24 protein-coding genes are annotated in these 22,413 nt (G+C 43.0%); 18 read left to right on the top strand and 6 right to left on the bottom strand.

The window, feature by feature from the left end; genetic code table 11:
• Positions 1-73 precede the first annotated feature (73 nt).
• The 11 genes from AC59JT_RS06255 (at position 74) to AC59JT_RS06205 (ending at position 10,789) form a co-directional block, all read left to right on the top strand.
• Positions 74-694 carry a DUF2975 domain-containing protein gene (locus AC59JT_RS06255; RefSeq protein ID WP_497396879.1) on the top strand — a complete coding sequence of 207 codons (621 nt, stop codon included), beginning with the start codon at positions 74-76 and terminating at the stop codon, positions 692-694.
• Positions 694-900 (top strand): helix-turn-helix domain-containing protein, encoded by a 207-nt coding sequence (locus tag AC59JT_RS06250; RefSeq protein ID WP_497396877.1) that lies wholly within the window; start codon positions 694-696, stop codon positions 898-900. Before AC59JT_RS06255 ends, AC59JT_RS06250 begins: the two co-directional genes overlap by 1 nt.
• Before the next feature lie 49 nt (positions 901-949).
• The gene (gene ctlX, locus AC59JT_RS06245; protein WP_497396875.1) at positions 950-1,870 is read left to right on the top strand and encodes a citrulline utilization hydrolase CtlX; all 921 of its coding nucleotides are present in this window, start codon (positions 950-952) and stop codon (positions 1,868-1,870) included.
• A 92-nt stretch (positions 1,871-1,962) separates the two neighbouring features.
• Entirely contained in the window at positions 1,963-2,709 is a 747-nt protein-coding gene (locus tag AC59JT_RS06240; RefSeq protein WP_497396873.1) for a hypothetical protein, read from the top strand.
• 112 nt (positions 2,710-2,821) lie between these two features.
• Positions 2,822-3,181 carry a hypothetical protein gene (locus tag AC59JT_RS06235; RefSeq protein ID WP_497396871.1) on the top strand — a complete coding sequence of 120 codons (360 nt, stop codon included), beginning with the start codon at positions 2,822-2,824 and terminating at the stop codon, positions 3,179-3,181.
• A 164-nt stretch (positions 3,182-3,345) separates the two neighbouring features.
• Positions 3,346-3,582: a hypothetical protein gene (locus tag AC59JT_RS06230; protein WP_497396869.1), complete on the top strand. Its 237-nt coding sequence runs from the start codon at positions 3,346-3,348 to the stop codon at positions 3,580-3,582.
• Positions 3,583-3,686: 104 nt separating this feature from the next.
• Positions 3,687-5,081, top strand: coding sequence for an arginine decarboxylase (locus AC59JT_RS06225; RefSeq protein WP_497396867.1), 1,395 nt, complete (start codon positions 3,687-3,689; stop codon positions 5,079-5,081).
• 120 nt (positions 5,082-5,201) lie between these two features.
• A complete protein-coding gene (locus AC59JT_RS06220) occupies positions 5,202-6,023 on the top strand; it encodes an ATP-binding protein (protein ID WP_497396865.1) in 822 nt (273 codons plus the stop codon).
• A 28-nt stretch (positions 6,024-6,051) separates the two neighbouring features.
• On the top strand, positions 6,052-8,151 hold the full coding sequence (locus AC59JT_RS06215) for a ComEC/Rec2 family competence protein (protein WP_497396863.1): 2,100 nt from the start codon (positions 6,052-6,054) through the stop codon (positions 8,149-8,151).
• Between the two features lie 62 nt (positions 8,152-8,213).
• The gene (locus AC59JT_RS06210) at positions 8,214-8,855 is read left to right on the top strand and encodes a hypothetical protein (RefSeq protein WP_497396861.1); all 642 of its coding nucleotides are present in this window, start codon (positions 8,214-8,216) and stop codon (positions 8,853-8,855) included.
• Positions 8,856-8,923: 68 nt separating this feature from the next.
• Positions 8,924-10,789 (top strand): LTA synthase family protein, encoded by a 1,866-nt coding sequence (locus AC59JT_RS06205; RefSeq protein ID WP_497396859.1) that lies wholly within the window; start codon positions 8,924-8,926, stop codon positions 10,787-10,789.
• A 109-nt stretch (positions 10,790-10,898) separates the two neighbouring features.
• Here AC59JT_RS06205 and AC59JT_RS06200 read toward each other — a convergent pair whose 3' ends face one another.
• The 4 genes from AC59JT_RS06200 to AC59JT_RS06185 all read right to left on the bottom strand — a co-directional run bounded on the left by AC59JT_RS06200 (position 10,899) and on the right by AC59JT_RS06185 (position 14,499).
• Positions 10,899-11,510, bottom strand: coding sequence for a hypothetical protein (locus AC59JT_RS06200; protein ID WP_497396857.1), 612 nt, complete (start codon positions 11,508-11,510; stop codon positions 10,899-10,901).
• Positions 11,511-11,786: 276 nt separating this feature from the next.
• Entirely contained in the window at positions 11,787-13,052 is a 1,266-nt protein-coding gene (gene bioA / locus AC59JT_RS06195; protein ID WP_497396855.1) for an adenosylmethionine--8-amino-7-oxononanoate transaminase, read from the bottom strand.
• A complete protein-coding gene (locus AC59JT_RS06190) occupies positions 13,049-13,489 on the bottom strand; it encodes an NUDIX domain-containing protein (protein ID WP_497396853.1) in 441 nt (146 codons plus the stop codon). Before AC59JT_RS06190 ends, bioA begins: the two co-directional genes overlap by 4 nt.
• Positions 13,486-14,499, bottom strand: coding sequence for a cation diffusion facilitator family transporter (locus AC59JT_RS06185; RefSeq protein WP_497396851.1), 1,014 nt, complete (start codon positions 14,497-14,499; stop codon positions 13,486-13,488). The genes AC59JT_RS06190 and AC59JT_RS06185 overlap by 4 nt, the downstream gene beginning before the upstream one ends.
• Positions 14,500-14,623: 124 nt before the next feature.
• Here AC59JT_RS06185 and AC59JT_RS06180 point away from each other — a divergent pair, with 124 nt between their 5' ends.
• The 6 genes from AC59JT_RS06180 to AC59JT_RS06155 all read left to right on the top strand — a co-directional run bounded on the left by AC59JT_RS06180 (position 14,624) and on the right by AC59JT_RS06155 (position 19,385).
• A complete protein-coding gene (locus tag AC59JT_RS06180; RefSeq protein WP_497396849.1) occupies positions 14,624-15,817 on the top strand; it encodes a pyridoxal phosphate-dependent aminotransferase in 1,194 nt (397 codons plus the stop codon).
• 224 nt (positions 15,818-16,041) lie between these two features.
• Positions 16,042-16,884, top strand: a complete 843-nt coding sequence (locus AC59JT_RS06175) for an endonuclease/exonuclease/phosphatase family protein (protein WP_497396847.1) — start codon at positions 16,042-16,044, stop codon at positions 16,882-16,884.
• 149 nt (positions 16,885-17,033) lie between these two features.
• Entirely contained in the window at positions 17,034-17,915 is an 882-nt protein-coding gene (locus AC59JT_RS06170) for an FkbM family methyltransferase (RefSeq protein ID WP_497396845.1), read from the top strand.
• Between the two features lie 82 nt (positions 17,916-17,997).
• Positions 17,998-18,327, top strand: a complete 330-nt coding sequence (locus AC59JT_RS06165) for an ArsR/SmtB family transcription factor (protein WP_497396843.1) — start codon at positions 17,998-18,000, stop codon at positions 18,325-18,327.
• A 57-nt stretch (positions 18,328-18,384) separates the two neighbouring features.
• Entirely contained in the window at positions 18,385-18,840 is a 456-nt protein-coding gene (locus AC59JT_RS06160) for a DUF6428 family protein (protein WP_497396841.1), read from the top strand.
• Positions 18,841-18,968: 128 nt separating this feature from the next.
• Positions 18,969-19,385: an arsenate reductase ArsC gene (locus tag AC59JT_RS06155; RefSeq protein ID WP_497396839.1), complete on the top strand. Its 417-nt coding sequence runs from the start codon at positions 18,969-18,971 to the stop codon at positions 19,383-19,385.
• A 368-nt stretch (positions 19,386-19,753) separates the two neighbouring features.
• Here AC59JT_RS06155 and AC59JT_RS06150 read toward each other — a convergent pair whose 3' ends face one another.
• Positions 19,754-20,962: a TolB family protein gene (locus AC59JT_RS06150; RefSeq protein ID WP_497396836.1), complete on the bottom strand. Its 1,209-nt coding sequence runs from the start codon at positions 20,960-20,962 to the stop codon at positions 19,754-19,756.
• A gap of 426 nt (positions 20,963-21,388) precedes the next feature.
• Between AC59JT_RS06150 and AC59JT_RS06145 the strand changes: the two genes are divergently transcribed.
• Entirely contained in the window at positions 21,389-21,793 is a 405-nt protein-coding gene (locus tag AC59JT_RS06145) for a hypothetical protein (RefSeq protein ID WP_497396834.1), read from the top strand.
• A gap of 95 nt (positions 21,794-21,888) precedes the next feature.
• Here AC59JT_RS06145 and AC59JT_RS06140 read toward each other — a convergent pair whose 3' ends face one another.
• Positions 21,889-22,398, bottom strand: coding sequence for a hypothetical protein (locus AC59JT_RS06140; protein ID WP_497396832.1), 510 nt, complete (start codon positions 22,396-22,398; stop codon positions 21,889-21,891).
• Positions 22,399-22,413 lie beyond the last annotated feature (15 nt).

The raw sequence follows: 22,413 nt of genomic DNA, 5'->3' as shown, positions 1-22,413 counted from the left end.
TTATGTTTTACATAAAATAATTTTTGTTTTATAAAATACGAATACTATGTTTGTGATATAAAACGATCACAACATGAAAACTCATTCACACTGGTTATTAACCACCGTACGGATATTGTTCACCATTGCCTGGTACTTGAACCTGATACTTATTGTGGTAGCATTTGGCATGCTCACCTGGAAATTCTGCACATCGGATTATACTGAATTTAGCAACCCTGTTAAATACACACCGAAGGATCATATTGTAAAGCTAACCTCCCTGCACCCTAATGCTAAGGATGTTGTACTGGACGTAGATCAGGCCACGCTAAAAATGAAATTCAGGAATACGCCTTTTAACATTTTTATGGCTTATTTTTTCCTGATAGGTTTGGAAGTTTTGGCCACCACAATTATATACCACTGTCGCCGGTTTTTTGATACTATTCAGCAGAACGAGCCTTTTCATTATAGTAATGTGAAGCGCCTGAAGCTGATTGCCTTATGCTTTGCGCTACTGGTGCCCCTACATATATTGCTTGGCGTAAGCAAATCAATGATACTGCATGGCTACGTTAAGGACTTTAATTTGTATAATATGGTTTGGGAAGAAAGCTTTACCGGCCTTATATTAGGCGCAGTTATTTATGTAATGGCCGATGTATTTAAACGCGGCTTTAACCTGCAAAAAGAAAACGAGGAGTTTGTATAATGGCTATAGTAGTGAATTTAGATGTGGAAATGGCCAAAAACAAAATGTCGTTAAAAGAACTGGCCGAACGACTCGACATCAGCATGACCAACCTTTCTTTACTAAAAACAGGTAAAGTAAAAGGTGTGCGCTTTGATACTTTGGAGGCACTTTGCCGCGAACTGAACTGCAAGCCGGGCGATATTTTAGATTATAAGGCCGATTAGTTAACAATTTGGCAAAACGTACGTTATATTCAATACATAACGTTGCCAAATGCAATCAACCGCCAACATATTGATGATACGCCCCGTGAGTTTCGGCTTTAACGAGCAAACCGCGGAAAGTAATGCTTTTCAAACTGCTGATACCGACCAGCAGCAGGTGCAAACCAAAGCACGGGCCGAGTTTGATGGTTTTGTTGAATTGCTAAGATCACGCGGTGTTAACGTTACGGTTGTTGAGGATACTACAGAGCCGCATACACCCGATTCCATATTCCCGAATAACTGGGTGTCGTTTCACGAAGACGGTGATGTGTTTTTGTATCCTATGCAGGCCGAAAACCGCCGTTTGGAGCGTCGTGAAGATATTATAGACAAGTTAAAAGATAGTTTTGAAGTAAGCCAGGTATTTGACCTGAGCACGTTTGAAAGCAAAGAAAAATTTTTGGAAGGCACAGGGAGCATGGTATTAGACAGGCAAAACAAAATTGCTTATGCCTGCCTCTCTCCCCGTACCGACGCCGAAGTATTAGCCGCCTTTTGCGAACACGCGGGTTACCAGGCCATAGCCTTCCATACGGTAGATGAAAATTCAACGCCTATTTACCATACCAACGTGATGATGTGTATTGGTAACGGATTCGCGGTGGTATGTTTGGATAGCATACCCGATACCAACGAAAAACAAGCAGTTACAGAAGCGCTTGAAGCAACCGGCAAAGAGATAGTTGATATTACTTACGAACAACTGAACAATTTTGCAGGCAATATGCTGGAGGTGAAAACCGAAGGAGGTGACGCGCTGATCGTAATGTCTAAAAATGCTTTCTCATCGCTCACTTACGAGCAAACCGCCACCCTATCCAAATTCGGCGAATTAGTTTATGCTGATATTAACACGATAGAAACCAACGGTGGCGGCAGCGCCCGCTGTATGGTGGCCGAGGTCCATTTGCCGGTTTTAACCGCCTAAATCCTTTCAAAACTCTATTTTTCAAGGGTTTGATATTTGTCAAATAATTGTAACTTAGTCATTACAATTTATAGATCAAACCACCACCACCAATGAAAATCAGTCTTCAATTAGCGCTGGCCTTAGCTTGCGCTATGATATTTTCTGCCTGCAAAAAAAGCGGCGCTGACGCGGACGATAACTCGCCAAAAAAATTCATTAGCAGAATAGCCTGGAACAACGGTACTACGCCACAAAGCATAGAGTTTACTTATAACAGCAAAAAACAGCTTGCCTCTGTAAAAACTACGACTACCATTAACGATTATATTTATAACACTGATGGCAGCTTGTTCTCCTATGAAACATACCCGATAAATGGATACGCGTTTCGAATTGTTTATGAGCTTAGCTACGATGCAGGCAACCTTAAAGAAGTTAAAAGACACCGTTTTAATGGCAACGCTATCGAATATCTGGACCCGTGGAAATTTGCTTATGATAGCAACAATAAAATGACCGTAAGACGTGTTGATGGCTATGATCTACTTTTTAGTTATGACGGAAAAGGCAACACTATTGAGGAAAACTCATCGTTGTTAACCATCAAACGCACGTTTGACGATAAAAAAAGTGTCTATGCAAATTTCCCTGCGGTACTGCGTAAAATTGGTAACCAAATAGGCCAAACAGACTACAGTTGTCCTAACAACCCTATTTCAATAAGCAACATAACCAGCAGCAGCACAGTCACCAGGAACATTACTTACACCTACGATAATAGTGGATACCCTGTTAGCGCCGTGCAAACCGTACCGGGAAACACTACCAATTTCACTTACACTTACGTTGAGCTTTAAGTAGCTAATTTAAGGCAGAAATTAAACGCATTCAATATTTTGCTAAATCGTTTTATCTTTATATTATTTTATATAATTTGGTAAAACGATTATAGACAAATATCTATCCGCAATGAAACTTAATACACCTGTAATGCTTGTTACGGCATTTAGCTTGCTGTTTTCATCCTGCAAACAACAAGTTGTTGAACCCGCCCCGGCTACTAAAAAGAAATACCTGAGCAAAATTGATGCTGTAAAATATGATGGCAGCACCTATACAACCATCTACACTTATAACGACCAAAAACAACTTATCACCGCTAAAACAGGTACTAACACAGACACTTATATTTACAATACCGATGGTAGTTTAGCTAAAACAGAAAGCAATTACATAGGCGTAAACGGCCCTGCTATAGCTGCTAGCGAGTTTATTTATTCAAGCGGCAAACTGCAAACCATTAACCGCAAACGACCGGGAGCAGCATAACTACCGAGGTATTATCCAACTTTACATATAGCGGCAACAACCTTACCAGCACGGTTGGTACTACCTACTTTTACGATAGCAATAATAACCTGGTAAAAGAAACATCGGTAGGCCTTGGTACCCGCGATCAGACTTTCGATACGCAGAAAAGCATTTTCACGAATTTGTCGCCGGCACTAAAAATTGTTGGCGTACAAATAGCCAAACCCGAATTTACCTATACCAATAACCCTACCCAACTAATAGTGACAGAGGGTTCGGGGTTGATCGCTTTTGGTATAAATTATACTTATACCTACGATAGCGATGGCTACCCTTTAACTATGACACAGACCAGCACCATGAGAATTTACGAACCAGTGCTTAACATAAAGTTTACTTACACCTATGTTGACCTATAATGTGCATGCTTGCTTAGTAATAATTACACTGCGACCATAATTTTCTGCTAACATTTGGCTTATAATTCCGTTTTAAAATTACATTTTTGCCAAAATTTTAATAGATGCAGAGTTATCAGGAATTTCTTGACCTAAGTGTAGGCTTTCCGCAGGAAGGCTTCGAGATCATTGATGATGAATTATTTTTCCATGATCTTAATTTAATGGAAATGATAGAAACGTATGGCACGCCGCTACGTTTTACTTATCTGCCCATGATCACCAAGAAAATACAACAGGCTAAATTGTTGTTTCAGCAGGCTATCATTAAAAACAATTATCGCGGCAGCTACAAGTATTGTTATTGTACCAAAAGCTCGCACTTTAAGCATATTGTTGAAGAGGCGCTAAAAAACGAGATCCACCTGGAAACATCATCAGCCTTTGATATGCCGATGATTGATGCCCTGGAGAAAAAAGGCGTGTTGACCAAAGATATGACTGTTATCTGCAACGGCTTTAAAACCTTCCAGTACAAACAATATATTATTGATATGCTGCATGATGGTTTTAAAAACATCATCCCGGTATTGGATAATAAGGAAGAGTTTAACCTGTACGATGATGAGGTAGAAATGACTACCCCATGCAACCTGGGTATCCGTATAGCGGCAGAGGAGCAGCCTGACTCGCAATTCTATACCTCGCGTTTAGGTATCCGTATGGAGGACATTATCGATTTTTATTACAACAAGATCGAGAACAACCCTAACTTCCAGGTTAAGTTGTTGCACTTCTTCATCAACTCGGGTATATCAGATACACCATACTACTGGAACGAGCTGGAGAAATACGTAACCCTGTACTGCAAATTCAAAAAGATCAATCCGCACCTGGATACTTTGGATATTGGGGGTGGTATGCCATTTAAAGATTCATTGGTATTTGATTTTGATTACGAGTACATGATCAACGAGATCGTTAAACGTATCAAAGAGATCTGTGCGGAGAACGATACCATTGAACCGGATATCATCACCGAGTTTGGTAAGTATACCTGCGCAGAAGCATCGGGAATTTTATACAAAGTACTAGGCCGTAAGCAACAAAACGACCGCGAGAAATGGTTAATGCTTGACGGATCATTCATTACCAACCTGCCGGATGTTTGGGCGCTGAACCAAAAATACATCCTGTTACCGATAAACAACTGGGACTCAGAATACGAGCGTGTTAACCTTGGCGGCATAACCTGCGACGGTCAGGACTATTATAACCAGGAAGCACACATGAACAACGTGTTTATGCCAAAAACCCGTAAGGTACAATACCTGGGCTTTTTCAATACCGGCGCTTACCAGGAAGTATTGAGCGGTTACGGTGGTATACACCATTGCCTGCTGCCGTCGCCTAAACATGTTATCATCCGCCGCAACCGCGACGAGACGTTTAACTTTGAGGTTTTTGGCGAAGAACAAAACAGTAAACAAGTACTGAAGATATTAGGTTATACCACCTAGTATATCATTACTACATATTTCAAGCCTTCCGGTAAACGGGAGGCTTTTTTGTTTAATGGTTATTTGCTAACTCGCGGTAACATGCTTACTTTAGCATATCACACAAAACCACTTATACTCATGAAATTACACCTAAAAACCTGGCTTGCCGCCGCATTTATCTTCGCCGCTTTTAATACGCAGGCACAAAGCTTAAAAAAGTTATGGGCTACTGATACTACCTTGGCTATCCCCGAATCGGTATTGCCGGATAATGGTTTTTTATTTGTATCACTTATTGATGGCGCCCCGTGGGGTAAAGATGGCAAAGGTGGCATAGGCAAGGTTGGTACCGACGGCAAGATCATTAATGATAAATGGATAACCGGCCTTAATGCACCAAAAGGCATGGCGCGGGTGGGTAATTTATTATATGTGGCCGATATGGATGAAGTAGTTGTGATTGATATAGCTGCCGGCAAAATACAAACCAAAATCAAACCCACCGGGGCCGAAAACCTGAACGACGCCACTGCCGACAGCAAAGGCGTTGTATATGTATCCGACAGCAAAAACGGAACCGTATTCAGAATTGAAAAGAACGTCCCTGCCCTGTACCTCGAGAACTTAAAGGGCGTTAACGGCCTCAAAGCCGCAGGCAATAAACTGTTCATCCTTACCGGAAAGACCATGTATGTTGCCAATGCAGAAAAAGTACTTACCGAGATAACCGCGCTGGAAAACGGCGGCGACGGTATAGAACAGGTTGGTAACGGCGATTTCCTGGTTACAGCATGGTCGGGTTATTTTTATTATGTAAAATCCGACGGCACCAAGCACGTGATGTTGGATACCCACACCACTCAAAACAAAACTGCCGATATTGGTTACGATCCTGTTAAAAAGATAGTATACGTGCCTACGTTTTTAGGCAAAAGTGTGGTAGCATACCAGTTGCAGTAAACCACCCTCAACTTAACTACTCACTAACTTGCCAGCCAATCATAAAGGCGAAATACCATTTATAGTCCTGATACTTCCCTTTTTACTGGGGATAGCATCAGGACTATTTTTTGCATGGGATGTTGCCTGGTGGCTTATTCTTTCGCTTACCGGCCTTAGTCTTTTGTTTATAATCCTCAACCTAACTTACAAGCACCTTAAGCTCTACAAACATCAATGGCTGGGCGGCACGCTTATTAGTTTGATATTATTTGGAGTGGGTTGGTTGAGTGTTTCGCTCCATAATGACTTAAATAATAAAAAACATTTCTCCAAAGCACCTTCGGCATACCTATCCATACAAATAAACAGCGAACCCATTGTAAAATCAGGCCTGGTTCGGCTTACCGCCAACGTTAAACAAAGCATCAGCAACAAAACCACCAAAGCAACACAAGGCACATTGATGGTAGTCATAAAAGACAGCCTGGCACAACGCTTAAATTACGGAGATGAATTACTTATTCCGGCCACATACACAACTGTTGACGCGCCGCACAATCCTGCCGAATTCAACTATAAAAAGTATCTCGCCAACCAAAACATCCACCAACAGATGTTTTTATACCCCGGCCAATATGTGGTTACCGCTACTGGCAAAGGCAATCAGCTTATAAGCTACTCACTCGGACTGCGCAGGAATCTGGTTGCAAAATTTAAACTCAACATGCGCGATACATCGGCCATCGCGGTAGCATCAACCCTGATACTGGGCTATAAAGCCGATTTGAGTGATGACGTTTTACAAGCTTATTCTAAAACCGGTACTATCCATATTCTCTCCGTATCGGGTGGGCACGTGGCTATTTTGTATTTGCTGTTAGGTTGGGCTTTAAGTTTCTTGAACGGCTATAAGCATGGCAGACTTGTTAAAGCAATCATCATTACAGCATTAATCGGCTACTACGCCTTATTAACCGGCCTCTCGCCTGCGGTTTGTCGCGCGGCGGTAATGATAACGCTCATCATCATTGGCAAAACTTATAACCGCTATATTAACCAGCTAAATATTCTGGCCATAGCAGCCTTTTTCATGTTGCTGTATAACCCTTATTTTATTGCCGATGTAGGCTTCCAGCTATCCTACCTTGCCGTAGGCGGATTAGTAGTTTTGCAGCCTGTAATATACCGTTGGTTCAGCTTTAAAAATAAAATGGCCGATACCGTTTGGATGGCATGTTCAGTATCGCTGGCGGCACAAGTTATTACGTTTCCGTTGAGCGCGTTCTACTTCCACCAATTCCCGGTTTATTTTCTGCTGAGTAATTTGCTGATCGCGGTACCTGTGATGGTGATCATGTATGCCGGGCTGCTGTATTTGTTGCTGCCGCAGATCCCTTTTATATCCGCCGCGCTGGCTTTTGTATTGGACAAAACAATCCTATGGATGAATAAATTACTGGCGCTGTTAGAACATTCGCCTTTGGCCAGCATCGGCAAAATATGGCTTACAACAGCCGAATACTTGCTACTTTACGCCATTTTTATTTGCTTGTTTTATTTCATCGTGCGCAGGCAGAAACAGTTTTTGGCCACAAGCCTGGCACTAACGTTAATATTGTGTGTAAGCGTTAGCATAAAACGTTTATACGCTGCGCAAAGTAATACCATCACTATTTTAAATCTCAAAAAATACCGTGGAATGGTATTTAAACAAGGTGATAAAGCCATCATCCTAACCGACCTTAATCCCACCGAAAAAAACTATCGCTACGTTATACAGCCTTACTTAGACAGCACAAAGATTGCCGATACCACAATAGTTTTGCTAACGCGAAACTTGGCTAAACCATATTTCCGCAAAGCGGGAAAACTCATCCAGTTTCAAAATAAAAAGCTTTACGTACTTGATCAGGATGCCGGGCACTTGCACCTTCCCACCAAAATAGAAATAGACTACCTGTACGTCACCAAAAACCCACATCAAAGCATAAAACAGATCAATAAACAGTTTGGCTACAAGCTGTTAATAATTGATGCGAGCAATAGCGACAAGACTGTTGAGGACTTAACCAGGCAAGCCACAGCCACAGGCGTAAATTATAAAACAATAAAACGTAACAATGCGTTAGTTTTGCAGTCTAACTAATATCAAAACATACTTTGCAATTAGGTAACAAAGCACTAAATTGTACATAAACTAAAAAAACAATGAATACCAAATTTTTAAAGATCACGCTTGGTTTAGCTTTAACAGGCTTTGCCTTAAGCGCCAGCGCACAAAAAACTTATACCCAGGGTGTAGCAACTTATACTGTAACCACACCGCGTGGTGCAGCGGAAGCAAAAACTTCATTTACTGCTGATTCTACCGCAGTATTTAGCAACATGGGTATGTTCACTACCAACATGATCAGCAACAACAAGGGCACTTTTTTGGCTATTTTAGTTGATGTGCCAGTAATGTCTGTAAAAAAAGTAGCTGTATTTACTCCGGATGAACTTGATCAAATGCTTTCATCAATGCCTAAATTCGAGTTTACACCTACTAATGAAACTAAAGTCATTAATGGTTTCAACTGCAAGAAAGTAATTTCTAAAGATGCAAAAGGTACCAGCTACGATAACTGGGTTACAAACGATATTAAGTTGCCTGAAAGCGAATTGAGCAAAGCTTTTGCAAAAATTGGTGGTACGCCGGTGTTGTATACTAATTTTCAACAGGGCATGGCTGTTACTTTGGAGCTGAAGTCTATCACTGATACCAAACCTGCGCCGGGTACGTTCGGCATCCCGAAAGGATATGAGCGCGTATCGCTTGAAGATCTGCAGTCTATGGGTGGTAAACGATAGTCAGCCACACAACATTTTTTTAAAGGCTTCTTAACGTAATGGTAAATTAAACTTATTTTTGCCGTCCCATGTTGAGAAGCCTTTTTACGTTAATACGTTACTTCCTTTTCTGGTTACTGTTTTTCGCAGTTACCCGGGCCACTTTTGAAATATACTTTGCAGATAAATTGCATGGTGTATCCGTTTGGGAAATTATCCAGACCTTCATTTACGGCATCCGTATGGATGCTTCGGCAACGGCTTATATCTGCATTATCCCTTTACTGGTATTTGTTATACACTGGTTTACCGGCAAAAAACCTGTTAAACCAATTTGGCTTAGCGTTTATACCTGGTTCTGCCTGTTCTTTATCAGTTTAATAGCTATTACCGATTTAGGCATATTTACCGAATGGGGTGCCAAAGTAAACTTCCGCGCGTTTGATACGCTGTATAATTCGCCGGCCGAGTCGATGTCATCCACCGCTTCATCGCCTATTGCGCTACATTTAACTATTGGGGTGGTATTGTTAATCGTTGGCGGTTTGTTGTATCATTTTGTGGTGGATAAAACATTTGTCCGCCCCGCGGTAAGTACTCGTGAAAAAATATACTACAGCATTGCACTCTTAATTGTCAATTTTATTGTTTTAAGAGGCACTTTATCTCCTACGCCTATTAATCAAAGTGCAGGCTATTTTTCGGACAATCAATTGCTTGATCTTGCCGCACAAAATACCGAGTGGAACCTGGCCAATAACATTTTCGAAAACCTGCGCCACCCTTACAACCCGTTTATGTACATGGGTGCCGATGAGGCTAAAGACATTATTAAAGAAGCCTACGCAATTAAAAAAGATACTACGGTAAAGCTACTAACCGCTAACCGACCTAACGTAGTCATTATACAACTGGAAAGCTACTCCGCAGACCTGATCGAGTCCTTAGGCGGTGAAAAAGGCGTTGCGCCAAACTTTGAGAAACTAGCCAAAACGGGCGTATTATTTAACAATATTTACGCCGCGGGCGATAGAACTGATAAGGGAATTATCGCCATATTAAGCGCTTTCCCATCACAGGCTATCCGTACCATTATCATCGATACGCCTAAGCAAGCCAAATTACCTTCGCTGATGACATCGTTCAAAACAGCCGGTTACACTACCTCCTATTTTTATGGCGGCGAGGCCGACTACATGAACTTTGACACCTACATGAAGCACCACCATACCGATTTGATTTTCGATAAACGGTATATTGATAAAAAGGATGTAGGATCAACCTGGGGCGCTTATGATAATATATTGCTGGGTAAACACCAGGCTTACGGCAAAAGCGTTAAACAACCTTTCTTTTCGCTGGTGCAAACCTCTACCAACCACGAGCCCTTTGTATTACCAACCACACCGCATTTTAAAGGGAATGACAACGCTAACCAGTTTAGAAGCACGGCCTGGTTTACCGATTCGTGCGTTAACGCTTACTTAACCGAAGCTAAAAAGCACGACTGGTACAAAAACACGCTCTTTATTTTAGTGGCCGATCATGGGCACCGCTTGCCGCATTCGGTAATGGCTTATGATCCGGCTAAATATCATATCCCGTTAATGTTTTATGGCGATGTGATCAAACCCGAATATCGCGGCAGCAAAATAACCAAACTGGGTAACCAGGTTGATATTGCGGCTACACTATTGGCACAGCTGGATCTGCCGCACCAACAATTCCCATGGTCAAAAAACCTGTTGAATCCGTACACCAAAGAGTTTTCCTTTTTCGACTGGGATAATGGCTTCGGCTTTTTAACGCCCGAGCAATCGGTATCCTTCGATAACGCCGGCCAACGCACCATATACCGCAAAAACAAAAATGCCGATAAAGCAGTAACCGAACGGACACTCTTCACCGGCAAAGCCTTTATGCAGCAAATTTATACGGAGTATTTGGCGTATTGACCTGAATAACGGGGTGTCACCCTGAGCTCCGTCGAAGGGTGAGCGCAGAGGCCTTTGCCCGCATGCTTCGACGCGGCTCAGCATGACACCCCTTTTTTGGGTATCGGAACTAATTCACCTCCTCACCCAACGCCACAACCCAATCATTAAACAACCTGGTCTCTATCTGCACAGCCACCTCCGCATGTTTTTCCCATTCCGGCGAAAACACCTGCAATTGGTTAATCATTTCTTCCAGGTGACCTTCTTCTTCCAGTATGATTGATTTAACGTTCACCTTGCTTTTGGCAGCGTCCAAAGCATCCTGGTAAACCGGGTAAAGCTCGTCTGCACGTACTTCAATGGCGTAAGTAACCAACAGGTAAGCGGCAAATCTTAAGTCAGAACCAGCTAAACCCATCTCCTTTTTCAGGTAACGGCTAACCTCAACATCCAGCTTATTTAAATAATATTTGCTGTAGTTTGGCGCCACCAGGTAGCTATCCGCATAAGTTGGGCATTGCGCCGCCTTACCGGTTTTTTCTATCTGCTTTTTAAGGTAGAATGCATGACGATGTTCCTCGGCAGCATGCTTCAATATAATATAGGTAACGCTCACCGGGTCCTCACTGGCCGAGATCTTCCTCGCGCCGGTATTCTCCATCAGCGACAGCGTGTTTAACCAACGCGCGTGTAACTCGTTATTAGCAATAATGGTAGGTAGTATGTTGTTTAAGCTCATGGTATGTACTTGTTCTTCATTATTAATTATGGCGTTCCCTGCGGGCCGGGCTATCCGCTCATACGCCTGCAGGCCTTAAGCGCAAGGCCGGTATCCGCTGCTATCCCTAACGCGGGCTGACTCACCCGGTCATTGCTTCGCCCGACCACCCTCTCTTGGCCTTTGGCGTAAAGAGGGTTAGCATGTCGGTAATAATAAACTCTTCCTACCCTCTTTCCGCGCAGCGAAGAGAGGGTCGACCAGCGAAGCGTAGTCGGGGTGAGTTATCGCCATGCGTCAGATCTCCTCCAACGCGCTCTCAATTTTGCTGTAAATGTAATTTAAGTCTTCGTTGGTTATGCAATACGGAGGTAAAATGTAAGTAATATTTCCTAACGGACGCAAAATAATCCCCGCATCCAAAAAGTAATTATACAACCTATCGCGTAAGCTGCTAAAATACGAAGTACTGCCGCCCGTCTCCCATTCCATAGCGATGATAGTACCCGTTTGCCTTACCGTTTTTATTTTAGGGTGATGTTTTACCTTTTCGGCAAAAGCCGCATGCATGGTTTCAATGCGTTGTATATTAGCCGCTGTTTCATCTTCCAAAAACAGGTCCAAACTAGCCACAGCTGCCGCACAAGCCACCGGATTAGCGGTGAAGGAATGCCCGTGAAATAGCGTCTTCAACTTATCATCAGATAAGAAAGCATCGAATATCTGCTGTGTGCAGGTGGTTAGCCCTAAGGCCATGGTGCCACCGGTTAAGCCTTTAGAAAAACACATAATATCAGGCACCTCGCTCACATGGTTGGTGGCGAAAGGCTTACCAGTGCGGCCAAATCCAGTAAAAACCTCATCGGCTATTAACAATATATTTTCCTTCCGGCAATGCGCCATCAACTCGTTTAAATGCCTTGCCTTATACATCAACATCCCCGCTGAACCTTGCACCAATGGCTCATATATAAAGCAGGAAAGCTGAGATTTGAGATGTGAGATATGAGATTTGATACTTTCAATATTGTCATCGTTTGGCAAATCGATGAACTCTACTTCAAATAGTAGCGAATCAAACGCCGCTGTGAATGCACTCCTTCCACTTACGGCCATAGCGCCGAAAGTATCGCCGTGGTATGCATTTTTAAAGGCCAGTATTTTGGTGCGCGGCTTGCCTTGGTTATTCCAGTATTGCAGGCACATTTTTATGGCAACCTCAATAGCTGTAGAGCCGTTATCAGAATAAAAAGCTTTTTGCTGGTTTTGCGGGAGAATAGCCAGCAAACGTTCCGCCAATTCAACAGCTACCGGGTGCGTAAAGCCGGCAAATATCACATGCTCTAGTTGAGTCAACTGTTCGGCTACTTTTTTGGCGATGTAAGGATGCGCGTGGCCATGGATATTTACCCACCATGACGATACGCCATCGATATACTTCTTTCCGCTTTCATCAAACAAACAAGCGCCCTCGCCCCTAACAATAGGCACCGGCGGGCCGGCAGTTTTCATTTGGGTATAAGGATGCCATATTACTTTCTGGTCGCGTTCAACTAAATTCATAAACTATCTATTAAAAGTTTTGCCACGTGTTGGTCTATCGGGAATGTAAAATCATCAACCCGTAAATCATTCAATTTTATCCAGCGGAATGACTGCATCACATCGCCCTCGCCATCAAAATCAAACGGCGCGGTTTTAAACATTAGGTTAAGCGGCGTTAAATTGTTCACCACATAGTACACGCTGATGATCTGCGAATCGTTAAAAGCCGATTTCACAAAAAAATCAGTGGTATAAAAGTGGTTGAGTACTTCTACCTCTACATTACACTCCTCAACAAATTCGCGCTTCAGGCCGTCTATCAAGCCCTCGCCCAACTCCAATCCACCACCGGGGAATTTAGTGAACTGCATGCCATACTCCTGCTCATCGCTTATTAATATTTCCTGCTTATCATTTATCAGCAGACCATAAACACGCACGTTAAAAAGGCTCATTGTTCAAAGTGTTTTTTGTTACGGATAACCCGGTCCATAGTCCATTCGATATGTTCGCGTTTGGGCTCTGTCCTTATCGGGCATAGATGCATGCTACAGTAATGGCAACAATCGGGCAGGCAGGGGTCAGTATGGATGAATAGTTCGGTTTTGGTGACCTCGCTGTTCACTAACGCATCAACCATGGATACTTCTTCGTGCACTCTCGTAAGGTCGAAATAGTTAGGCAGCGTGAGATGACAATCAATATGCAGTTCGTTACCATACTTCTGCGCACGGAAGTTATGGATGTCAATCCAGGCCTCGGGGCGTTTTTCATTCAGCACTTTTACTACGTTGCTTACTACGTCAAAATCGGCTTCGTCCATTAATCCGCCAACTGATTTACGTACCAGCTTATAGCCGGAGAAAATAATATAGCCACCTACCAATATGGATAATGAACTATCCAACACTTCAACGCCGGTAAAATGGATAAGCAGCAAACCTATTACCAACCCGCAACTGGTTACCATATCGGTAATTAAGTGCCTTCCATCAGCTTCGATGGTAATAGATGGCAAGGTCTTTCCTTGTTTGATCATATAAAATCCTAAAGCTCCATTGATAGCTCCGGTTATGCCAATAATAACAGCACCGGTTAACAAGTCATGAATAACATTAGGATAAAATATACCATAAACAGATTTACAGATAATGACCACACCCGCCAGCAAGATCAATATCCCCTCAATAAACACCGAGAAATACTCCACTTTACCATGCCCGTAAGGATGGTTCTCATCCCGCGGTTGCGAAGACAGGTAAATACTAAAAAACGCGAACGAACTGGCCAGTACGTTTACAATACTTTCGGCGGCGTCGGTAAGGATGAAATTAGAGGCGGTTAAAAAGTAGGCACCAAACTTTGCGGCCATCAATACAATGCCGGTAATAAGCGATATTAATATGATGCGTTTTTGTTGTTGCAAAGCGTAGTAATAAACGGCAAAGTTAGGAATAACAACCATAAATAGGGCAAATTGTTCCTAGTGGTTAGCAGTCAAAATGTTAAGGTAAACTAGTTTCAAATTTAGTCTACCCGCTAGCTATAGAATTTATATATTTGCCGCAAAGGAACAATTTAACACAACTATGAGTGCATTAAGTAACAGGATCAATAACCTGTCAGAATCAGCTACCATTAAAATGGCCAAAATGGGCCGCGAACTTGCCGCTAAAGGTATTGATGTGATCAACCTTAGCTTTGGCGAACCGGACTTTCACACCCCTCAAAATGTGAAGGATGCCGCTAAGAAGGCATTAGATGATAACTACACCTACTACACACCGGTAGCAGGTTATCCTGAACTACGTAAGGCTGTTGCTGCTAAATTGAAGAACGAGAACGGACTGGATTATGATTTCAGCCAGATCGTGGTTTCTACCGGTGCTAAACAATCTATCGCTAACACTTTGCTTTGCCTGGTTAACCCGGGCGAAGAGGTGATCATCCCTACGCCATACTGGGTATCCTACTCAGAGCTGGTTAAACTGGCTGATGGCGTGAGCGTTTTCATCGACACCGACGTTACTACCAACTTTAAAATCACCCCTGAACAATTGGAGGCCGCTATTACGCCTAAAACTAAATTGTTCATGTTTTCATCACCTTGTAACCCTACCGGCAGCGTTTATACTAAAGACGAGTTGGCTGGCCTGGTTAAGGTTTTTGAAAAATATCCTGAAATTTACATCATGGCCGATGAGATATACGAGCACATCAACTTTGTTGACAAGCACGAGTCTATCGCCCAGTTTGACAGCGTTAAAGATCGCGTGGTGATCATCAACGGTTGGTCGAAAGCTTTTGCTATGACGGGCTGGAGATTGGGTTACACCGCATCTAATAAAGAACTGGCTGCCGCTATTGATAAACTGCAGGGCCAGGTTACTTCGGGTACCTCATCTATCACCCAGCGTGCCGGTTTGGCAGCATACGAGGGTGGTTTAGAGAGCGTGCTTGAAATGCGCGAGGCCTTCAAAAAACGCCGCGGCATTGTTTACGACCTGCTAACCCAAATCGAAGGCATTAAAGTTAACCTGCCTGACGGCGCGTTCTACTTCTTCCCGGATGTTACCGCGTTTTTTGGTAAAAGCTATAACGGCCGCACTATTAACGATGCAGACGAGTTAAGCATATACTTACTGGAAGAAGCGCACGTTTCCACCGTGGGTGGCGATTCATTTGGCGATAAAAAATCTATCCGCATGTCATACGCTGCTTCAGAAGAAAAACTGATCGAAGCTATGGGCCGCATCAAGGCTGCTTTAGGCAAACTGGCCTAAGTACAAACATAAGCGCCTTGTAGGCAAGTGTAGCGGCGTATGCGTAGCACGCTACAGCGCTACACTTGGTGTAGCACGCTACACCACAGGCTATCAAACACTTAACAAAAGTGCAGTAATTGCTTACTGCACTTTTTGTATTTTAGCGCTACACCTATTTTATTATTTATTGATACTTTGTTAATACATATTTACTTTATTTGTACAAACATTATATCCGAAAGATGAAACGTATAAGCCTTGTAATTCTTTTTATTATCGCGTCAGCAAGTCAGCTTCGCGCACAGCAACAGCTAAATATTGGCAGCTATAACCTGCGTTACGCTAACGCTGCCGACTCGGCCGCCGGGCATGGTTGGGGCGAGCGCTACCCCGTTATAGCTAACATCATTAAGTTTAACAACCTGGATGTGGTTGGCATACAGGAAGGCTATAACCACATGCTAAAAAGCCTGGGCGACAGCCTGAAAAACTATAAGTGGTTTGGCGTAGGCCGCAATGGCGGCGAGAAAGATGAATATTCGGCTATATTTTACCGTGCTGATAAGTTTAAGTTATTGAAGAGCGGCAGCTTCTGGCTCTCGCCTACCGATACGGAGCACCCGAACGTTGGCTGGGACGCGGCGCTTACCCGTGTTTGTACCTGGGGGCAGTTTAAAGAAATTAAAAGCGGCCGTGTATTTAACTTCTTTAACGTACATATGGACCACGTGGGTTTGGTAGCCCGCAAGGAAAGCGCAAAGCTTATCATGGCTAAAATGAAAGCCTTAACCGGTAACATCCCAACCATCCTAACCGGCGATTTTAACACTAATCAACACACCGAAGGATACAAAACGCTAAATGATTCGGGCCTGTTGCGCGATTGTTATTTACTATCCCCCGTTAAGCTGGCCACCGGCCCTACCTTCAACGGCTTTAAACCCGAAGCCAGCGGCGATGCGCGAATCGATCACATCTTTGTAACTAAACATTTTAAGGTAAATCGCTACGCCATTTTAACCAATACCTATAACGGCAAAGTACCGTCGGATCATTGGCCGGTGGTCGTTAATTTGAGTTACTAACCCGTCAGAGACTTACGAAGTTTGGCAAACTTCGTAAGTCTTTATGCAAGCCAGTACGCTTGAACTTACCGAAAAGCTATCTGTCAACCACGCAGATAGCTTTTTTTGTTAACTTTGGTTAACACATAGCAAAAGCAGACCGCATTTAAATGCAACCCACAATAAACCACATCCTCCATAATAACTATTCACTAAAGCAGAAACTCAAGTTTTTGTACCGCTTTTTTAAATGGCAAACCCTAAGTAAAGTTTTCAAGCGCAATCTGCAGTTTAATTTTACGCCTAATAGCAAAATGCTGTTGATGGATGGGTTTCAATCATTAAGCGGCAATTATTACTTCGGCATCACTGAGATAGATATTATGCCCTTTGTTTTGCATGTATTACAACCCGGCGATCTGTTTGTAGATCTGGGCGCCAACGGTGGTGCGTTTACGTTGATAGCTTCGGCCGAAAAGCGGGCGAAAACCATAGCGGTTGAAGCAGCGCCTGCTACTTTTAAAGGCCTGATCAAAAATATAAAGCTGAATAATCTTGACGACCTGGTTGAGGCTTTTAATATTGCAGTGTCTGACAAAGCAGGCTTTTTGCCTTTTACAACCAACGATCATGCGATGAACCGGGTTTGGTATGAATACAGGCCAGATGTTATCCAGGTGGAAGCTAAACCACTGGACGACATTTTAAATGGCAGGGTACCTGCACTAATTAAATTGGATATAGAGGGTTATGAGCATAATGCTTTACTGGGGTCTCTTAAAACGTTGTCGGCAGAGGGTTTAAAAGCAATAGTTATCGAGTTCTCTAACGTGGGTGTTTATTATGGCTTTGGCGATGAGGCCACGCATAAGCTGTTAACCGACTATAATTTCAAGCCTTACAGCTATGATCATAAAACCAAAACCTTAACACCTTTTGGAGAGGTTAAAGCGGGTATCGGCCGAAATATGATCTATATAAAGGATTTACCTTTTATTCAAGACCGGCTTGCTTTGGCCAATCACGTTTTGATGAGCGGCGAACTCGTTTGATCGATAATTCACCCTCTCTTTTTAAATTCCCGCAAATAAAATTTGTATTTTAATAACTTATTATCGTAATATTGCGATAGATATGGGAACCAGTAAAACCGAAATATTTTCGAAAGAGCAAAACGATCTTGCCGTGTTGCTTAAGGCTATCGCTCACCCTGCCCGTATAGCTATATTGCAACAAATAATTGCGGCAAACGCCTGTATTTGCGGCGACCTGGTGGATGAACTGGGGCTGGCACAAGCCACCATATCGCAACATTTAAAAGAGTTAAAAAACGCCGGCATTATACAGGGCACTATAACAGGTGTTAAGGTGTGCTATTGCATAAACCCTGCTACCTGGGCGCGCCTGCAAGCTCAATTTGGCACCATGATGGCATCTTTCAAAAACAATAATAACTGCTGCTAAAAAAATTTAAATAAATCAATCGCAATATTACAATCAATAGTGAGTATGACAGAATTAATGAATTGGCTGAACTTTAAGCAAAGACTCGAGCAAAACCCTGAAATGGTATTACAATTTCAGTATGATACGAATAAATGGGTGCACGCATCCTATCACATCACCGAAATTAAACAGGCGCCGATAACATCTGTAGATTGTGGCGGGCAGATGAATAATTGGACAGAGGTTATTGTACAATTGTGGGAACCTTCGTCAAACAATAAGCAACAAGCTATGACGGTTAGTAAAGCCCTATCGATTGTTAACCTTGTTGAGAAAAACCTGCCTTTAAACCCCGAAGCTATTGTAAAGATAGAGTTTGGCAACCAAGCTTTTGATACGCGGCAGATGTATCCGAAAGACTTTGATACCATAGCAGGAAATTTAGTAATTGACCTAACGGCCGACAAAACGCAATGTAAAGCTGCGCAGCGTAGCAACGCTTGCGGGAGCGGAACGACGTCATGCTGCTGAATAATTTAATAAAATATAAAAAGCAAGTAGTGATAACGCTATCTGTACTGGTATTGCAATTGCTGTTTGGCTGGGATGCGAAATTTTGCATTATAAACCTGGTATGGCTACTATTTTAATATAATAAAATGAAAAAAGTATTGGTATTGTGTACCGGCAATAGTTGCCGCAGCCAGATAGCAGAGGGCTACCTAAGGCATTTTGCGGGCGATAAAGCATTAATTTACAGTGCCGGTGTAGAAACACACGGTGTAAACCCCAGGGCCGTAGATGTAATGAAGCGCGACGGAATTGATATCAGCATGCATACATCAAATAACATTGACGAATACGCCGGCGTTGACTTTGACTATGTGATAACCGTGTGCGATAACGCCAAAGAGCGTTGCCCTTACTACCCCGCGAAAGCGATCAAATACCATCATAACTTTCCCGACCCGGCAAAAGCTACAGGAAGCGAAAGCGAGATTTTGGAAAGTTTTATACTGGTGAGGAATATGATCAAGGAATATACCCGAAATTTTGTCAAGGAAAATTTGGTGTAGTGCGTATGCTTGGACCCGGGAGACGGCGGAGCCAATTCAAAGTGGGGATGGCAATGATTTTAGTATAAAACCAACGCCCAACAACACACATAATACCAAGGCACCCCAGCCGTGCACATGAGTAGTCATAGTAGGGCCTTTCCAATCATTGCTTTCAGAAGCAGGTCCTACTTTAAGGCTTTGATAGATAAGACGAGCGACCAACAAGAAGCCGAACCCTGTAAAAAAAAGTTTCCAGTCCATATATTCCATTTACCGTTGCCGCGCCGATTAAAAAACGATGATCTATTTAATAGAGAGTGAGTGTATTATCGGGGGATATAGCAACTTCTCAAACTTACGAAGTTTCTAAAACTTCGTAAGTTTTTTCACTCCTCCACCCTCATCACATACACCTGCCTGCTCCCGGTATGCGTAGAATTAAAACCTATCAGTTTTCCGCTCGGGCTCCAGCGGCAATGGATATCGGCCCGCCAGCCATCTTTAAACTCGGGCGGCTCGCGGTAGGCACCAAGCGTAAGTACCGAATCGGTTTTCATGTTCAATAAATAAATACTTTGGTTGCGGGTGTCCCTGGCGGGATAAGTATCTGTAACCATCCATTTGCCGTTGGGCGAAAACGCGCCGTGGCCGTCGTAATCCAGTTTGCCGCCGCCTAATTTGCGGTAGTTGCTTTTGCCCGCGGTAAACAATATGTGGGCATATTTCTTCGCGTCGTACAAAGCGGTTATCATCAGCTCATCATCATTTAACCAATCAAAGTGCGAGCCACCCCAACTGCTGGATGGGAAACAAGGCTGTAAATTTGAGCCGTCTTTATTGATGGTGAATGATGTAGTATTCCATGCAGGCATTGATCGCGCCAGGAAAAATATTTTTGATCCGCCCTTGCTAAACAAGGCATGGCCTATATATTCAATACTGCCGGCGGCAATGGCGGATACCTGTCTTTGCAATTGTTTATAGCTTACGACTAGTTTTGATTTGCCGGTTTGCAGATCTATCAAAAATATGCCGTCATTATCCGGGAACTGCACATTGGCTTGGGCCGATTGCCCTTCGCCGCCATAACCATAATCGGTGCGGGTTAAACGCAGGCGCGAAAAGTTGATGCTTAGGGCTTCCTTACCATCAGCCGTTACGGCCGCTACGGGGTAAGGCAAAACTTTTAGTTCCTTGCGGGTAACCACGTTCAAAATAACCGATACAAATTTGCCCTGGCGCCTGTCGTTGTAAATAATCGTAGTATTTGGGTCGGTAGCCAGCCAATGCGCCATGCAGCCCTGCTGCAGGTTCCAGGCAGTGGTTTTAGCAAGCGGAATAAACTTATTAGTTTGCATATCAACCAGGCCCAGCGTGGCGGTATCTTTTTCGGTAGGTATACGGTCGCGCACATCTGTTTGCAAAACTGTGGCGTAGCGTTCGTTTTTACTCCATGAGTTTATGCCGTAATAACTGGCAAATAAATGCTCTTTTCCCGCAGCGGTAATTTGTACCGGGGCACTCACCTTCGGGAATTGTGCCTGTGCCTGTATGCTCAAAGCAGCTAAAGCTATAATGCCGATGATCTTCTTCATTTTAATAAATTGGTTCAAAAGTGATCGCGCTCCCCCTTATCGGGGAGAAACATTGTAATTGGCAGGGAGGGGCCGAAAGAAATTTATGATTTAAATCTATTAACAAAATTAGCAATAAAAAAACTACTCTTTGCCTTTGTTGGTGTTATCACCAACAAACCATATTGCCAGAGGTAGTGTATATATGAAGATCGCGATAACTTGTTGGTGATAACACCAACAAGGGCGAAATTAAACTTTGTAAGTTTTACCGCTGATCTAGAACTTATCAGTTCCGCAAGAAATCATCCAACATATCCCCATCTGTTAATAAAAATTAATTTTTACATGTACATACATTATAACATATTAATTCTATATTTATACTACTTGCCCTAAGTAATTCACCTAAACATCTTTAACTAAAAAAACTTAAATTAAAACACCATGAAAAGTAAGATCCTAAGCGCGGTAGTAGTTATCGCTTTATTATCATTTGCCTTTAATGTAAAGGCTTCAACAGTTACCATTAACCCCGGCATCGAGTCTATCACCTTTTACCCTACCCAAGGTGGCGACCCGGTAACAATCACCAGCAGCGGCTACGTGCCCGATGGCATTTATACTGCTGTAGTGCAGGTAGCGGGTAGTTTTGCGCTGTTTGGCCATGTTGATCGTTCGTGGTATGAAATAACCGGTTACGACCCGATAACCTGGCAACCCATATATACCCACCTGGGCGATACCTCGTACCCGGATAATGATCCCTACAGCCCTACCTTTGGCGAGGCTACATTTTACAGTGTTACTGTAAACAGTTATGCCGATAACACTTTTAGTATGGGCTACTAAAAACCTGATTAGGGCAAATAAAATACCGTTTCTCTGCTAAAGCAACAAAGCCCGGGCTGTTTATTGCCCGGGCTTTGTGTTATAGCTGTATTTTGTTATTTCCTGGTATACAAAACCTCGTCTCTAAACAGGTAAGTGGTTTCCATATCAAGGCCCCAGCGCACACCCGGCGGCAAGGCATTATACGTGCTTTCCAGGTTCATATCCGTTTCGTTAAGTTGTAGTATGGGTTTGGTTTGGCTGCCGCCGCTGGTTGGCTTTAGCGTAAGGTGCGATCCTTCTATCGTATACTTCATAAAGGCCGTAGTATCCGCCTTATCAACACCGGCTATCGTGTAGGGCTTGCCGGTAACATAAGCATTACCTTCGTTGTCGTATATCTCAAAAAACGGGGTGGCCTTGCCTCCTCCTTCGCCATAAATAATTAGGGTATCCTTTACCAAATTATTGTCGGCATCATAAATACGGGTATGCTTTTGGCTGGTCATCCAGCGGCCAACAATTAAACTGGTATTTTTGGTTGATTTTTTAACCGTATCTTTTTGGCATGATTGTAACATCAATAATGCAACGGCCATTACAAACAGGGAGGTAGATGTTTTCATGGTTTTAGGTTTTGG

The sequence above is a fragment of the Mucilaginibacter sp. A3364 genome, assembly GCF_059690715.1.
The sequence above is the reverse complement of the archived record's forward strand: the minus strand, read 5'-3'. Positions and strand labels throughout refer to the sequence as shown.

Bases quoted from the DNA above. Each gene is read 5' to 3' on its own strand.
- AC59JT_RS06240 (WP_497396873.1), top strand. From the start codon at position 1,963: ATGAAAATCAGTCTTCAATTAGCGCTGGCCTTAGCTTGCGCTATGATA.
- AC59JT_RS06205 (WP_497396859.1), top strand. From the start codon at position 8,924: ATGTTGAGAAGCCTTTTTACGTTAATACGTTACTTCCTTTTCTGGTTA.
- AC59JT_RS06250 (WP_497396877.1), top strand. From the start codon at position 694: ATGGCTATAGTAGTGAATTTAGATGTGGAAATGGCCAAAAACAAAATG.
- AC59JT_RS06225 (WP_497396867.1), top strand. From the start codon at position 3,687: ATGCAGAGTTATCAGGAATTTCTTGACCTAAGTGTAGGCTTTCCGCAG.
- AC59JT_RS06220 (WP_497396865.1), top strand. From the start codon at position 5,202: ATGAAATTACACCTAAAAACCTGGCTTGCCGCCGCATTTATCTTCGCC.
- AC59JT_RS06190 (WP_497396853.1), bottom strand. From the start codon at position 13,489: ATGAGCCTTTTTAACGTGCGTGTTTATGGTCTGCTGATAAATGATAAG.
- AC59JT_RS06180 (WP_497396849.1), top strand. From the start codon at position 14,624: ATGAGTGCATTAAGTAACAGGATCAATAACCTGTCAGAATCAGCTACC.
- AC59JT_RS06235 (WP_497396871.1), top strand. From the start codon at position 2,822: ATGAAACTTAATACACCTGTAATGCTTGTTACGGCATTTAGCTTGCTG.
- AC59JT_RS06255 (WP_497396879.1), top strand. From the start codon at position 74: ATGAAAACTCATTCACACTGGTTATTAACCACCGTACGGATATTGTTC.
- AC59JT_RS06140 (WP_497396832.1), bottom strand. From the start codon at position 22,398: ATGAAAACATCTACCTCCCTGTTTGTAATGGCCGTTGCATTATTGATG.
- AC59JT_RS06145 (WP_497396834.1), top strand. From the start codon at position 21,389: ATGAAAAGTAAGATCCTAAGCGCGGTAGTAGTTATCGCTTTATTATCA.
- AC59JT_RS06210 (WP_497396861.1), top strand. From the start codon at position 8,214: ATGAATACCAAATTTTTAAAGATCACGCTTGGTTTAGCTTTAACAGGC.
- AC59JT_RS06150 (WP_497396836.1), bottom strand. From the start codon at position 20,962: ATGAAGAAGATCATCGGCATTATAGCTTTAGCTGCTTTGAGCATACAG.
- AC59JT_RS06160 (WP_497396841.1), top strand. From the start codon at position 18,385: ATGAATTGGCTGAACTTTAAGCAAAGACTCGAGCAAAACCCTGAAATG.
- AC59JT_RS06170 (WP_497396845.1), top strand. From the start codon at position 17,034: ATGCAACCCACAATAAACCACATCCTCCATAATAACTATTCACTAAAG.
- AC59JT_RS06200 (WP_497396857.1), bottom strand. From the start codon at position 11,510: ATGAGCTTAAACAACATACTACCTACCATTATTGCTAATAACGAGTTA.
- AC59JT_RS06165 (WP_497396843.1), top strand. From the start codon at position 17,998: ATGGGAACCAGTAAAACCGAAATATTTTCGAAAGAGCAAAACGATCTT.
- AC59JT_RS06175 (WP_497396847.1), top strand. From the start codon at position 16,042: ATGAAACGTATAAGCCTTGTAATTCTTTTTATTATCGCGTCAGCAAGT.
- ctlX (WP_497396875.1), top strand. From the start codon at position 950: ATGCAATCAACCGCCAACATATTGATGATACGCCCCGTGAGTTTCGGC.
- bioA (WP_497396855.1), bottom strand. From the start codon at position 13,052: ATGAATTTAGTTGAACGCGACCAGAAAGTAATATGGCATCCTTATACC.
- AC59JT_RS06155 (WP_497396839.1), top strand. From the start codon at position 18,969: ATGAAAAAAGTATTGGTATTGTGTACCGGCAATAGTTGCCGCAGCCAG.
- AC59JT_RS06185 (WP_497396851.1), bottom strand. From the start codon at position 14,499: ATGGTTGTTATTCCTAACTTTGCCGTTTATTACTACGCTTTGCAACAA.